At 71.2% G+C, this 13,347-nt stretch carries 14 protein-coding genes and 1 pseudogene; 5 read left to right on the forward strand and 10 right to left on the reverse strand.

What is annotated here, in order from left to right; genetic code table 11:
* From I73_RS24955 to I73_RS24975, 5 genes are all read right to left on the reverse strand, one after another.
* A partial coding sequence (locus I73_RS24955; RefSeq protein ID WP_022983122.1) for an ABC transporter permease occupies nt 1–1,168 on the reverse strand: 1,168 nt, incomplete at its 3' end.
* A 3-nt stretch (nt 1,169–1,171) separates the two neighbouring features.
* A complete protein-coding gene (locus I73_RS24960) occupies nt 1,172–1,888 on the reverse strand; it encodes an ABC transporter ATP-binding protein (protein ID WP_026097188.1) in 717 nt (238 codons plus the stop codon).
* A gap of 9 nt (nt 1,889–1,897) precedes the next feature.
* Nucleotides 1,898–2,470, reverse strand: a complete 573-nt coding sequence (locus I73_RS24965; protein WP_022983124.1) for a DUF2796 domain-containing protein — start codon at nt 2,468–2,470, stop codon at nt 1,898–1,900.
* Between the two features lie 131 nt (nt 2,471–2,601).
* On the reverse strand, nt 2,602–2,943 hold the full coding sequence (locus tag I73_RS24970) for a hypothetical protein (protein WP_148289921.1): 342 nt from the start codon (nt 2,941–2,943) through the stop codon (nt 2,602–2,604).
* Nucleotides 2,940–3,362 carry a Fur family transcriptional regulator gene (locus I73_RS24975; RefSeq protein ID WP_022983126.1) on the reverse strand — a complete coding sequence of 141 codons (423 nt, stop codon included), beginning with the start codon at nt 3,360–3,362 and terminating at the stop codon, nt 2,940–2,942. The genes I73_RS24970 and I73_RS24975 overlap by 4 nt, the downstream gene beginning before the upstream one ends.
* Nucleotides 3,363–3,413: 51 nt before the next feature.
* Between I73_RS24975 and I73_RS34510 the strand changes: the two genes are divergently transcribed.
* The 4 genes from I73_RS34510 to I73_RS24995 are packed head-to-tail and all read left to right on the forward strand — an operon-like array spanning nt 3,414 to nt 6,082.
* Complete coding sequence (locus tag I73_RS34510; protein WP_022983127.1) at nt 3,414–3,548, forward strand: hypothetical protein; 135 nt, start codon at nt 3,414–3,416, stop codon at nt 3,546–3,548.
* The gene (gene aztA / locus I73_RS24985) at nt 3,538–4,287 is read left to right on the forward strand and encodes a zinc ABC transporter ATP-binding protein AztA (protein WP_085944651.1); all 750 of its coding nucleotides are present in this window, start codon (nt 3,538–3,540) and stop codon (nt 4,285–4,287) included. Before I73_RS34510 ends, aztA begins: the two co-directional genes overlap by 11 nt.
* Nucleotides 4,284–5,174, forward strand: coding sequence for a metal ABC transporter permease (locus I73_RS24990; protein ID WP_022983129.1), 891 nt, complete (start codon nt 4,284–4,286; stop codon nt 5,172–5,174). The genes aztA and I73_RS24990 overlap by 4 nt, the downstream gene beginning before the upstream one ends.
* Nucleotides 5,171–6,082: a metal ABC transporter solute-binding protein, Zn/Mn family gene (locus I73_RS24995; RefSeq protein WP_022983130.1), complete on the forward strand. Its 912-nt coding sequence runs from the start codon at nt 5,171–5,173 to the stop codon at nt 6,080–6,082. The genes I73_RS24990 and I73_RS24995 overlap by 4 nt, the downstream gene beginning before the upstream one ends.
* Before the next feature lie 80 nt (nt 6,083–6,162).
* Here the strand turns inward: I73_RS24995 and I73_RS25000 are convergent, their stop codons facing one another.
* The 3 genes and pseudogenes from I73_RS25000 to I73_RS34345 all read right to left on the reverse strand — a co-directional run.
* On the reverse strand, nt 6,163–7,314 hold the full coding sequence (locus I73_RS25000; RefSeq protein WP_022983131.1) for a branched-chain amino acid ABC transporter substrate-binding protein: 1,152 nt from the start codon (nt 7,312–7,314) through the stop codon (nt 6,163–6,165).
* A 248-nt stretch (nt 7,315–7,562) separates the two neighbouring features.
* Complete coding sequence (locus tag I73_RS25005; RefSeq protein ID WP_022983132.1) at nt 7,563–7,988, reverse strand: DNA polymerase III subunit chi; 426 nt, start codon at nt 7,986–7,988, stop codon at nt 7,563–7,565.
* 19 nt (nt 7,989–8,007) lie between these two features.
* Nucleotides 8,008–8,859 (reverse strand): annotated as a pseudogene (locus tag I73_RS34345) (leucyl aminopeptidase); the annotation flags it as partial.
* A gap of 3 nt (nt 8,860–8,862) precedes the next feature.
* Between I73_RS34345 and I73_RS34350 the strand changes: the two are divergent.
* A complete protein-coding gene (locus I73_RS34350; RefSeq protein WP_022983134.1) occupies nt 8,863–9,609 on the forward strand; it encodes a Crp/Fnr family transcriptional regulator in 747 nt (248 codons plus the stop codon).
* Between the two features lie 7 nt (nt 9,610–9,616).
* Here I73_RS34350 and I73_RS25020 read toward each other — a convergent pair whose 3' ends face one another.
* Together I73_RS25020 and I73_RS25025 are read right to left on the reverse strand one after the other, a co-directional pair.
* On the reverse strand, nt 9,617–11,218 hold the full coding sequence (locus I73_RS25020) for a PEP/pyruvate-binding domain-containing protein (RefSeq protein ID WP_026097193.1): 1,602 nt from the start codon (nt 11,216–11,218) through the stop codon (nt 9,617–9,619).
* A 16-nt stretch (nt 11,219–11,234) separates the two neighbouring features.
* On the reverse strand, nt 11,235–13,347 hold a 2,113-nt coding region (locus I73_RS25025), incomplete at its 5' end, for a hypothetical protein (RefSeq protein WP_306304244.1).

A 13,347-nucleotide genomic window follows, 5' to 3' on the forward strand; every position in this document is an offset into this window, starting at 1 on the left:
ACTCCTCGGGCTGCACGCTGTGGGCCTGCAGCACCAGACCCCAGTGCGCCTGCAGCGCCGGCCCCGCCAGCAGCACCAGCGCCGCCAGCAGGCCCGTGCCCAGCAGCACACCCGCCAACGTCACCGACAGGCTTTCGGCCACCAGCAGAAAGCCGATCTGCCAGCCGCCCGCCCCCACCGAACGCAGGATGGCCAGTTCGCGGCGCCGCTCGCCCAGGCTGGCCAGCACCACCGCCACCATGCCCGCCAGCCCCACGGCCACGACCATGGCTGAAACGGCCATCAGCGTGCGCTCCAGGGTCGAGAGCAGGGTCCAGAGCTGGTCCAGCGCGACACCGGGCATGACGGCCAGCAGGGGCTCGCCCTCACCGTCGTTGATGCGCCGCTGCAGCTTGAACACGGCCGCCCGGTTCTTCAGGCCCACCAGGGCGGCTGTGGCCTCCTTGGGGGTGAGGTCGAACTTGCGCACCAGCTCGGGCGGGATCTCCAGCCCCGGCATCGGCGCCCCGCCCGCCCAGTCCAGGTGAATGGCCTCCATCGAGGCCATGTTGATGTGCAGGGTGCGGTCCACCGGGGTGCCGGTGGGCGCCAGGATGCCCACCACGGTGAAAGGCTTGTCGGCATGCTCCACCAGGCCCTCGCCACCGCTGCCGTGGCTGAGGGTCAGGCGGTGACCCAGGCCATAGCCCAGTTCGTGGGCCACCTCGGCCCCCAGCACCACCTGGAACAGGCCCGGCACACCGTCGGCCCAGGGCCGCCCCTGGGCCATCACCAGCGGCTGCTGATAGCCATAGCGCAGGTGATCGAAATAGCCGCTGCTGGTGGCCAGGACGGGAAAGCCGTGGTGCGAGTCGCCCAGTGAGAGCGGCACCACCCAGGCCACCGCCGGGTCCTGCGCCAGCTTCTCGACGCTGGACCAGCGGATGTTGTTGGTGGCGTCGCCGAGCCGGAAGATGGCGTAGAGCATCAGCTGGACGGGGCTGGTGCGCGCACCCACCACCAGGTCGGTGCCCGAGACGGTGCGCGAGAAGCTCTCGTGCGCCGCGCCCCGCAGGTGCTGAACCCCCAGCAGCAGCATCACCGACAGGGCGATGGACATCACCGTGAGCCCCAGGGTGCCGCGCCGGTTCCATGCGCTGCGCCAGGCCAGTTGGAAGAGGTGTCGCATCGCTCAGGCCTCCTCCAGCGCCGCAGCGCGGTTGAGCTCGGCCAGCGCCACCCGCCGGTCGAAGTGGGCCGCCAGGCGTTCGTCGTGGCTGACGAACACCACGCTGGCGCCGCTGACCGCCGACTCCTGCAGCAGCAGCTCGAGAAAGCCTGCCTGCCGCTGCGCATCCAGCGCCGAGGTAGGCTCATCGGCGATCAGCAGTTCGGGCCGACCGATGAGCGCCCGGGCCACCGCCACGCGCTGCTGCTGCCCCACCGACAGCCGGGTGACCGGCGTGGTCTCCAGCGCCGCCCCCAGGTCCAGCGCACGCAGCAGGCGCCGGGCCTCCGTGCGTTCGTCGCCCGCCAGGCGCTGGCGCCGCCGGGCCGAGAAGCGGCACGGCAGACAGACGTTGTCCAGGACCGAGAGATAGGGCACCAGGTTGAACTGCTGGAAGACGAAACCGATGTGATCCACGCGCAGCCGGTCCCGGTCCCGGTCCGACAGCCCGCCCAGTTCAACCGCCCGCCCCTCCACCTGCAGGGTGATGCGACCACGCTCAGGCCGCAGCACGCCTCCCAGCAGACCCAGCAGGGTGCTCTTGCCGCTGCCGCTGGGGCCATGCACGAACAAGCGCTCTCCAGGCTGGATCTCGAAGTCCGCCAGTTCAAGGCAGGGGGGCTGCCCCCGCCGCCAACGGAACACAAGATCCTCTGCACTCAACAGACATGCACTGCTCACGCCCGCACCTCACCACTGCACGGTGCGATGGGACTCGGTCAGCGTCGCGGCTGACTGTCCCTTGGGCCCTGCCACCTCGACCTGCATCTTGTGCAGGCGGGGGAAGGCCAGGAACAGGTCCACCCGCAGCGAGTGCAGGAACTCCGGCTTGGCGCATTGCCAGCTGAAGTCACCGTCCAGGTCGGCATGGCCCGCGGGCTCATCCGGGGACGGGGGCGTGGCCGGCCCGGTCTCCCCCAGCATGGCAGGCGTGAGCGCCGCCGAGGCCAGGCTGACCTTCTGCAGGGTGCACTGGGCGGCCGGTGTCGGCAGCAGGATGCCCCCCGGCTTGCGCAGGGCGGCCACGGCCAGCTTTACCGCCTGCTGTTCCTGCGGCGTGCCGGGCGCATGTTCATAGCCCAGGATGTTGTCCAGCGGACTTTCCAGTTCGGCATTCAGGGTGTTGCCATCCACCACCACCCGCAGCACAGCGGCTCCGTGCACGTGGGCGCCCGGTTCGTGGGCCTGGGCGCCCAGGCCCACCAGGCCCAGGCAGATGATCGACAACGGCCGCAGCAGGGCCGCACGCAACTTGGCTTGCATTGTTTGATTCCTCGACGAGTCCGGACCTTGCCTTGCTGGCAGGATCCCCTGGTCCCCGATGGGCGCGGCACCTCGGCCGGCCAGGGACCTTCACATCCTCCGCTCGGGCAGAGGACACCGCAGGGCTGCGCTCAGGCCAAGGGCGGCGCGCGGGGCCAGGCGCGCACCCAGCCGCGCTCGGGCGCGACGCGGGCGGCGGCGGTGCAAGGACAGTCGAAGGGCGGCGGAGCTTCCCCCTGCCAGGGCGACAGAACCGTCGGCGGCGAAGTGCCCAGGGCATGCTGGGCCAGGCAGTCCAGGCAGTTGTCGACAGGCAGCAGATTGTCGTGCGTGGGCTGGTGCAGGGCCTCCAGCGCATGCTGCTCGGCATGCATCACCGCATGCCACTGCGCCCAAAGCGCCACCAGGGCCACCGCCAACAGCCAGGCGTGCCAACGACGTGGCGACGACGGGGACGGCAGCAGGCGCTTCAACAACAGACCCTCGAGGTGGAGTGAGAGGCCACCGGCCCAGCCCCTGCATGGGCGCGACAGTCCGCGCAATGCCCGTACAGCGTCAGGTCATGCCCCTCGACGACAAACCCTGGCGGCGCCATGCGCTGAAGATCCCCCGGACAGGCATGGATGTCGAACACCCGCTGGCAGGACAGGCACTGGAAATGGTGATGGTGGTCGTGGCCGGCCAGCTCGTAGCGCACGTTGTCGCCCGGCAGGTTGACGCCCTGGATCTCGCCATCGTCCAGCAGCAGACGCAGATTGCGATAGACCGTGGCCAGCCCCAGGGCCGGCACGTCGGCACGCGCCCCTTCCAGCACCTCCAGCGGCGACAGCGGCCGGCCCGCAGCCGCGATGACGGCTCGGATGGCACTGCGCTGGCGGGTGGCTCGCTTCATGGTTCGATCGATTCTGGCATACTTCGATTTTGAAAACTCATTCTCAATAAGATGTCCTCGCGCCCTCTCCTTCCCGACAGCCGCTGGCTGCTGGCCACAGCGGCTCTGGCCCGGATCGCCATGGCCGGCGTGGTGGTGGGGGGGCTGGCCCTGGCCGTGGCCTGGGCACTGAGCGATGTCGTCTGACCCGGTGCGTCCCGCCGTGCTGCGCCTGGAAGCGCTGTGCCTGCAACGCGGCTCGCGCACGGTGCTGAGCGATCTGTCGGGCGGCTTTCCCACCGGCTCGCTCACCGCGGTCGTCGGCCCCAACGGGGCGGGCAAGTCCACGCTGCTGGCCGCCCTGGCCGGGGAAATCCGCCCGGCCTCCGGCGCGATTCACCTCTCGCCAGGGCTTCGCATGGGCTACCTGCCCCAGCTCAGCACCCTGGACCGGCACTTTCCGCTGCAGGTCCACGAGGTCGTGGCCCTGGGCCTGTGGCCCCAGCTGGGGCCCTGGCGCCGCCAGACGCGGGCGCAGCAGGGCCAGGTGCAGGCCGCCCTGGACGAAGTCGGCCTGACCGAGCTGGCCCACCAGCCCCTCTCGACACTGTCGACCGGCCAGTTCCAGCGCATGCTGTTCGCCCGCCTCATCCTCCAGGACGCTCAATTCCTGCTGCTGGACGAGCCCTTCGCCGCCATGGACGAACCCAGCACCCGGGATCTGCTGAGCCTGCTGCGGCGGTGGTCTGCCCAGGGACGCACCGTGGTGACGGTGCTGCACGACCTGGCGCAGGTGCGCGAGCACTTCAGCCACGTGCTGCTGCTGGGCGCGGGCCGCGCCAGCTGGGGACCGGCGGCCGAGGTGCTCCCAACCGCACCATGGCAGGGTGCCGGCGGTCTGGCGCTGGCACGCAGCGCCATCCCCACGGGGAGCGTCAGCGCATGAGTCTGGCCGACGCACTGCAGACCGGTCTGGTCGCACCGTTCACCGAGTTCGGCTTCATGCGCCGCGCCTGGGTGGCCAGCCTGGCCCTGAGCCTGAGCGCCGGTCCCGTGGGCACGCTGCTGATCCTGCGTCGTTTGACGCTGATGGGCGATGCCATGTCTCACGCCCTGCTGCCGGGCGCAGCTCTGGGCTTCATGCTGGCGGGCCTGTCGCTGCCCGCCCTCGGTCTGGGGGCCTTTCTGGCCGGCCTGCTGGTGGCGGCCCTGGCCCACCAGGCGGCCCGCCTCACCGCCCAGCGCGAGGAATCGGCCTTGGCGGCCTTCTATCTGATGGCCCTGGCCTCGGGCGTGATGCTGGTGTCCCTGCGCGGCACCAGCGTGGACCTGATGCACCTGCTGTTCGGCAACATCCTGGCCGCCGATGCGCAAACCCTGCCCCTGGTGGCCACGGTGGCCAGCGCGACCCTGCTGCTGCTGGCCCTGTTTGCGCGCCCGCTGATTGCGGACACCCTGGATCCGGGCTTTCTGCGCCTGGCCTGGCCCGGCGGGAGCCGCTGGATGCGGCCCCTGTTCATGGGCCTGCTGGTGAGCAATCTGGTGGCGGGCTTCCTAACCCTGGGCACGCTGATGTCGGTGGGCCTGCTGGTGCTGCCGGCCGCGGCAGCCCGCTTCTGGTCACGCAATCTGGCTTCCCAAATGCTGCTGGCCAGCCTCCTGGCTGCATTGGCCAGCACGCTGGGCTTGCTGCTGTCCTACCACGCCCAGTTGCCCACCGGGCCGGCCATCGTGCTGAGCGCAGGCGCGATGTACCTGCTGTCCCTGGTCTGCGGCCGACACGACAGCCTGCTGCGCCGCACCCCCGATCTCACCCCTGGAGCTCTTCCATGAAACGCGCCACCGCCCTGCGCGCCCTGGCCGGCCTTCTGGCCGGACCGGCGCTCGCCCCCTTCTCCCGCAGCTGGGCCCAGACCGGCAACGCCCCGGCCGGCCCGCTGCGCGTGGTGGCCAGCTTCTCCATCCTGGCCGACATGGTGCAGCAGGTGGCCGGCCCCCTGGCCGACATCTACACCCTGGTTGTCCGCGGCGGAGACGCCCATGTCTTCGAACCCCGCCCAGCCGATGCCCAGAAGCTCGCCCAGGCCGATCTGGTCGTGCTCAATGGCCTGCACCTGGAGGGCTGGATGGACCGGCTGGTCCAGGCCTCCGGCTTCAAGGGGCGCCTGCTGGTCGCCAGCGAGGGCATCACACCGCGCCTCCTGGACGGTCATCCCGATCCCCATGCCTGGCAGAGCCTGCGCCTGGCCGAGACCTACGTTCGCAACATCCAGGGCGCCCTGAAGGCGGCCCTGCCCCGCCAGGCTGCACGCATCGACCAGCAGGGCAGCCGCTACCTGGCCGACATCCGGGCTCTGGACGGCTGGGTCCGGACGCAGATCGCCACCCTGCCCCCGGCCCAGCGTCGGGCGGTGACCACCCATGATGCCTTCGGCTACTTCGCCGCCGAGTATGGCGTGACCTGGCTGGCCCCGCAGGGCTGGACCACCGCGGAAGAGGTGTCTGCCAAGGATGTCGCCCGTGTGGTGCGCGAGCTGCGCGCGCAGCGGGTGCGGGCCCTCTTCCTGGAGAGCGCTGGCGACCCGCGGCTGATGCAGCAGATCGCGCGGGAGGCCGGTGTGCGCATCGGGGGCGAGCTCTATGCCGACACCCTGTCACCCGTCGGCGGTCCGGCCGACACCTACCTGCATCTGTTCGAGTACAACGTGAAGACGATGCTGCAGGCGATGCGGGGCCACTGACCCCCAGGCCCTGCGCGGCATGAAAAAGGCCGCCCGAAGGCGGCCTGGGTGACAGGATCGGGAGATCCTGTGGGGATCGATCAGTGCACCACGCCCAGGGCGGTCTTCACGCCACCCTTGTAGGTGTACAGCGTCAGGGCGCCGTTCTTGATGTCACCCTTCTCGTCGAAGCTGATCACACCCGTCACGCCCTTGTAGCCCGTGGTCTTGGCCAGCACCGGCAGGTACTTGGCCGGATCCGCCGAGCCCGCCTTCTCCATCGCCGCCACCATCACGTTGGTCGCGTCGTACACGTACGGCGCGTAGATCTGCACGTCCGCGCCGAACTTCTTCTTGAACTTCGCCTTGAAGTCCTCCATCCCCTTGACCGCCGCCTTGTCGTTGGGGTCAATACCACCGGCTTCGGCGCACACCACCTGGTCGTCCGCCATCGTGCCCGCCGACAGCTTGGGCAGCTCGGTCGTGCAGATGCCGTCGCCACCCATGAACTTCGAGCTCAGCCCCAGTTGCTTCATCTGGCGCAGCATCGGGCCGGCCACCGCGTCCATGCCGCCGTAGAAGACAATGTCGGGCTTGGCGCCCTTGATCGAGGTCAGGATGGCGGTGAAGTCCGTGGCCTTGTCGTTGGTGAATTCGCGCTTGACCACCTTGCCGCCCGCAGCCTTCACGCCCTTCTCGAATTCGTCGGCCACGCCCTGGCCGTAGGCCGTGCGGTCGTCGATCACGGCAATCGTCTTGCCCTTGAGCGTGGTCACCGCGTACTTGCCCAGCGTGCCACCCAGGTGCACGTCGTCAGCCACCACGCGGAAGGTGGTCTTGAAGCCCTGACGGGTGTACTTCGGGTTGGTCGCCGACGGCGAGATCTGCGGGATGCCCGCGTCCGAGTAGATCTTCGAGGCCGGGATCGTCGTGCCCGAGTTCAGGTGGCCGATCACGCCGTTGACCTTCTCGTCCACCAGCTTCTGCGCCGCCGCCGTGCCCTGCTTGGGGTCCGCTGCGTCGTCTTCGGCCAGCAGTTCAAACTTGGCCTTCTTGCCGCCGATCATCACGCCCTTGGCGTTCAACTCGTCGATGGCCATGCGCGCACCGTTCTCGTTGTCCTTGCCCAGGTGCGCAATGCCGCCGCTGGTCGGCCCGACGTGACCGATCTTGACCACCAGGTCTTCGGCGTACACCGAGCCGGCCGCCAGTGCCACGGCAGCCGCGACGATCACATTCAGTTTGACTTGCATAGATTCGAATCTCCTCAGAAGGATGAATTGAAATGTCGATGTGAATGGCTCTCGACAAGCGATCAACGATACTCCAAAAAGACCGTTGCGAAACCGATCTGCACACCGGGTTGCCCCGGAGCAAAACATCGTTGCCGAGGGCTTGCGCCCAGCCACGCAATCCGCATGCCAAGGACGGTTCCAAAGTGATGCAGCGCCGGTGCCCGCAGGCACCAGGACGGGTCGGCGGCACGCCGTGCCCAGGGCGTTCAGCCGCCAGCGTGGTGCAGCAGTTCGTGACCGGCGCGCTCGTAGGCCTTCCAGCGCTGACGGCCTGATGCCCGTGCTTCGTCGTCCACGCCGACGATCTCGGCCACCCGATCGAAGCGGGCTATCCAGTCCGGCAGCTCCACGCCGAGGTTGATCACGCTGTCGCAGTCCAACCCCTCGACCGCCTGCTCGACCAGCCACACCGGGGTCAGCTCGCGAACCACCGGTTCGGGGCTCACCCGGGTGTGGACATGGGGCAGGAACTCCAGCTGGGGCTCGCTCCACAGCGCGTGGCTGAGCCGGCGCAGATCCGGCGTCACGCCCAGCACGCAGACGCGTCCACCTTCGCGGACCTTCTTGCGCACCAGACGCTGGGCCAGGGCGATCCTGTCCTGGACCCCCGTCAGAAAAACGATCTGCGCCACGCTGCAGTTCCTGTCGTGCTCAGCGCTTGGCCGCGCGGGAGAGCACGAAGTGGGTCAGCAAACCCACCGGGCGACCCGTGGCGCCCTTGGCCGCACCAGAGCGATAGGCCACGCCGGCGATGTCCAGGTGGGCCCAGGGGTACTGCTTGGTGTAGCGCTGCAGGAACTTGGCGGCCGTGATGGCGCCACCCGCACGGGAACCCACATTGGCCATGTCGGCGAAGTTGCTCTTCAGGCCCTCGTCGTACTCCTCGTCCAGCGGCATGCGCCAGCAGGGGTCCATCGCCTCGGCGGAGGCCGCCAGCAGGTCGGCCGCCAGACCGTCGTCGGCCGCGAACAGGCCGGCATGGTGATGGCCCAGGGCCACCACGCAGGCGCCGGTCAGCGTGGCCACGTCCACCACGGCTGCGGGCTTGTAGCGCTCGGCGTAGGTCAGCGCGTCGCACAGGATCAGGCGGCCTTCGGCGTCGGTGTTCAGGATCTCGATGGTCTGGCCCGACATGCTGGTCACCACGTCACCCGGCTTGGTGGCCGTGCCGCTGGGCATGTTCTCGCAGGTCGGGATGAGCGCCACGACGTTGACCTTGGGCTTGAGCTGAGCGACCGCGCGCATGGTGCCCAGCACGCTGGCGGCACCGCACATGTCGAATTTCATCTCGTCCATGTCGGCACTCGGCTTGAGCGAGATGCCGCCGGTGTCGAAGGTGATGCCCTTGCCCACCAGCACCAGCGGCGCATCCTTCTTGGCGGCGCCGTGGTATTCGATGACGATGAAACGCGGCGGCTCCTCGGAGCCCCGGGTCACCGACAAGAAGGAGCCCATGCCCAGTTTCTCGATGGCCTTGCGGTCCAGCACCTGCACCGTCAGGCCGCCATGAGCGCGCCCGAAATCATCCCTCTCCAACCGGCGTTCTACAACCCCCAGGCCCGCCTGTGCGCGGAATGCCGGGTGCGTCGCTTCGCCCTGTTCGGCGCCCTGGACGAGGCGGCGCTGGAGCACATCCACGGCCAGATCGCCGAGATCCGGCTGGCGCCCGGGGAATCGCTCTACCGCATGCAGCAGGCCGGCCTGGCCGCCTACACGGTGCGCTCGGGCGTGGTGCGGCTGGAACGCACCAACGAGCGTGGCGAACGCCGCATCCTGCGCCTGGCCGGGCGCAGCGACACCGTGGGCATGGAGGCCATGCTGGGCCAGAGCTACGCCGCCGACGCGGTGGCCTGCACCGAGGTGGTGGTCTGCCGCCTGCCGCGCCACCTGCTGGACGAACTGACCCGCGACCAGCCCGTCCTGCTGCGCGACATGATGAAGCGCTGGCAGCGCGCCCTGGACGATGCCGACGAATGGCTGACCGAGCTGTGCACCGGCCCGGCCCGGCGCCGGGTGCTGCGTCTGCTGCTCAAACTCAGCGAATTCGCCGAGCAGGACGAGGAGCCCGTCTGGCTGCCGGCCCGCCAGGAGATGGGTGCCATGCTGGACATGACGGTGGAAACCGCCAGCCGGCTGATCTCCCAGCTCAAGCGCGAGGGCGTGCTGACCGCCCACGGCCAGCGCAGCGCCACCCTGCACATGGACGCCCTGCTGCGCACCCTGCGCGACGAGAACCTGGACGCCGGGGCCTGAGCCGGGCTCAGGCGGCCCGCGCCCGCAGCACCGCCAGCCGGGCCAGCAGCTCGGCCGGGGCCTCGCGCTCGGTGTGGGCGGCGCCCATCAGCACCCAGCCACGGTGGCCATCCAGGGTCAGCAGCTCGCCCTCGTCCACCGCCACCTCGCCGGCCGGGGTCTGGAAGTTCAGCTGGCGCCGCGCCGGGTCGATGTGCAGCGCCGCGCAGCCCACCAGGCAGACCTTGCCCAGCTGCCGCGCCACCACCGCCGCGTGCGAGGTGCGCGCACCCCGCTCGGTCAGCAGGCCCACCGACAACTCCAGCGCGGCGATGTCCGAGGTCTCGGCGTCCTGCCGCACCAGCAGCACCGGCCGGCCCTGGGCCGCCAGGCGGCGAGCGGCCGCCTCGTCCAGCGCCACCTGGCCCACCGCCACGCCGTGGGCCGCGCTCATCGCCTCGGCCAGCGGGGCGCTGCCATCGCCGCCCACCACCCGCTCCACGCTCAGCGTGGCCGGGTCCAGCCCGGCGGTGCGGCGGCGGGCCTCGGCCGCGTCGATCACGCCCTCGTCGCACAGGTCCAGCGCGATGCGGGCCTGGGCCTGCGGTGTGCGCTTGCCGCTGCGGGTCTGCAGCAGCCAGAGCTGGCCGTTCTCGACGGTGAACTCGAAGTCCTGCATGTCGCCCAGCGCCCGCTCCACCTGGCGGGTGGCGGCCAGCAGCTGGTCCCACACCCGCGGCGCCACCGCCGCCAGCTGGGCATGGCCCTGGGCGCTGCGGCGGCCGGAGACCACGTCCTCGCCCTGGGCGTTGAAGAGAAAGTCCACCCAGGGCTGGGGCTCGCCGGTGCTGGGGTGGCGGGTGAAACCCACGCCCGCGCCGGAGGTGCCGCCGGCATTGCCGAAGACCATGCGCTGCACCGTCACCGCGGTGCCCAGGCTGTCGGGCAGGTCCTTGAGGCGGCGGTAGTCCCGGGCTTTGGGCGCCTGCCAGCTGGCCAGCACCGCGCCGATGGCGGCCTGCAGCTGGGCCCGCGGGTCCTGCGGAAAGGGCTGGCCGGCCGCGCGGCGCACGCTGGCCAGGTGGGCGCGGGTCAGCGCCCGCAGCTCGGCGAAGTCCAGCTCGCGCTCATCGCGCCCGCCTGTGGCGGCCTGCAGATCGGCCTCGAAGACGGCCGCGGGCACGCCCAGCACCGTCTCGCCGAAGCCGGCCACCAGGCGGCGGTAGGCGTCCCACACCAGGCGCGGGTTGCCGGTCAGGCGCAGCAGGCCGGGCACGGTGGCGTCGCACAGGCCGATGTTGAGCAGCGTCTCCATCATGCCGGGCATGGACACCGGCGCGCCCGAGCGCACCGACAGCAGCAGGGGCCGCCGGTCGTCGCCGAAGCAGGCGCCGCTGGCCTGCTCCAGCGCGGCCAGGGCCGGCTGCCAGACGGCGGGCCCGGGCGGCTGCGGCGCCGCACACCAGGCCGTGCCCAACACGAAGGCCGGCGGCACCGGCAGGCCCAGCGCCGCCATGCGGGCCAGGTTGAGGGCCTTGTTGCCCAGCTGTTCGGGGCCGGGCAGCGGGGTGTCGGCCGGGGGCTGGCCGCAGCCGATGAGCCAGGGGGCGTGGGGGTCGAAGTCGGGCATGGTCGGTGGGAACAGGTCAGGCATTGCCCGGGTCCAGGCGCTGGAAGACGCGCTCGCGCAGGCCGTAACCCAGCGCCAGCAGGGCGTCGCTGGCCAGCTCCAGCGCGGCGGCCAGTTCGTTGCCCAGGGTCAGGGCCACCGGGTCGGGGTCGCTGCGGGCGGCCTGGGCCAGGGCCCGGCGGGCGGTGCGCAGCAGCTCGTCGGCATGGCGCTCGGCCTGCAGCACCCGCCAGGAGGCCCCCAGGAATTCGTCGCGGTCGGCCGCGTCGCTGCGCTGGCCCAGGGTGGTGGCCACGGTCAGGGCCTTGAGATGGTCCTGCACGGCCCCCAGCACGCAGTCGGCCAGGGCCTGCAGGGCCTCGCGCACGGCGGCCGGCGCGCTGCCGGCCTGCTCGGCCCGCAGGCCCAGCACGAAGCAGGCCTCCTCCAGCGCATCGGCCACGTCGTCGCTCTGCTCCAGCAGGCGCAGCAGCGGCTGCCACTGCGGGTAGCGCTCGGCCTGGCTGCGGGCGCGCATCACCAGGTGGTCGGCCTGGCGTTCCCAGGTCTTGGCGCGGGCGGCCAGGTGGGCGGCGGCCGCGGCGTCGCGGTCGTGCCCATGCGCCAGGGCGTCGCGCAGGCCCTGGGCCATGGCGTGGCACAGGCCGGCATGCTCGGCCAGGTCCTCGAAGCCGCCGTGGCGCCCCTGCAGGCGCTGAGCCAGCAGGGTGCGCACCTGGTCGGCCACCAGGGCCGGCGGCTGGGCCTGTTCCCGGGCGCGGTCGGCCAGGGCCAGGGCCTCGACCAGAAAGGCCGCGGCGGCGTCCTCGCCCATCACCTCGTCCAGGCGGTCGCCCAGGCGGAAGGCACTGGGGCCCTGGGCGGCCATGGCGTTCCAGATCAGGCGCTCGCCGCCCAGCGTGAGCCAGGCCAGGTGGCCCACGCGCTGGCGCGCGGTGGCGTCCAGCACCGCCACCGCGGCGGCCTTGTCGACAAAGGGCAGCAGGCGCTTGCGGGCCCGGTTCCAGTCGATCAGGAAGACGATGCGCTCGCCGATGCCCTCGAGCATCTGGCGCAGCGCCGCCTCGTCGGCCGGCGCGAAGCGGGCGCTGCCCACGTGGTAGGCCTCGCCGGCGTTCAGGCCCGGGGTCTGGCGGCTCTGGGTGGGGCCCCACTGCGCGCCCACCTCGGCCAAGAGGCGCTGGAAGAAGGCGAAGCGCTGGCGGTGCAGGTCGGAGTAGGTCAGGCTGATGCTGGGCGCGGCGCCGCCGGTGTCCACCTGCAGCACGATGACATGGGCGTCGTTGGTGCCGATGTCGTTCTGGATCATCAGGCGCGCGCCCTCGCGGGTGGCGGCGGTGTCCAGGCCCGGGTGCTCGCCCTTGAGCGCGCGGGTGCGCTCCAGCCCGCGCATGAAGGCTTCGATGCGCGGCCGGTCGCTGCCATCGGTGGCCAGGTCCCAGGCATGGGCACCGGCCACGTTGTCGCTGGCCAGGCGGGCAGCCAAGCGGTTGAGCGCCTTGTGCAGGTCCATCACCAGGCGGTGCAGGCTGTCGCCGACCTCGGGCTGGCCACTGGTCAGCGCGCGCAGCAGGGCCTCGTCCAGCAGGGACGTCCCCGCGGCCAGGGCCTGCAGCCGCGCCTGCCAGCCGCCCACGCGCTCGGCCAGGGCCGGGTCGGCATCGGCCTGGGCCAGCAGCGGGCGCGCCATCACGCCCAGGTCCTCGCGCAGCTGCGCCGCCAGCCGGGGCAGCTCGGGCAGGCGCACTGCCTCGCCCTCCAGCGCGGCGGTGGCCGGCAGGTCGTGCAGCCACTCGGCCTCCTCGCGCACGCCGATGCCGGCGGCGGCGATCTCGCGGGCCAGATCCAGCAAAGCCTGGTGGGGCGCGTGGGCATGGGCGGCCGCGGCCTGCAACACGCTGAGGTAGAGCTTGAGCCGGTCGTTGGCGCACAGCGCGGCCCGCAGCCGGGCCGGCTGCAGCAGCGAGGACCAGCCTGGCGCCGAGGCGCCCAGTTGGTGGACGGCTTCATCCTTGTTCATCACGGACTCCCGGAAACGGTCGCGCGCAGTCTTGGCGGCGGCCGTGACGCGCCGGTGACAGGGCGCAGTCCGCCCGGGCAGGCCCACCACTGCTTGACATGAATCAATC

Origin of the sequence: Ideonella sp. B508-1 (assembly GCF_000333615.1) — a bacterium.
Lineage (GTDB): Bacteria > Pseudomonadota > Gammaproteobacteria > Burkholderiales > Burkholderiaceae_C > Ideonella.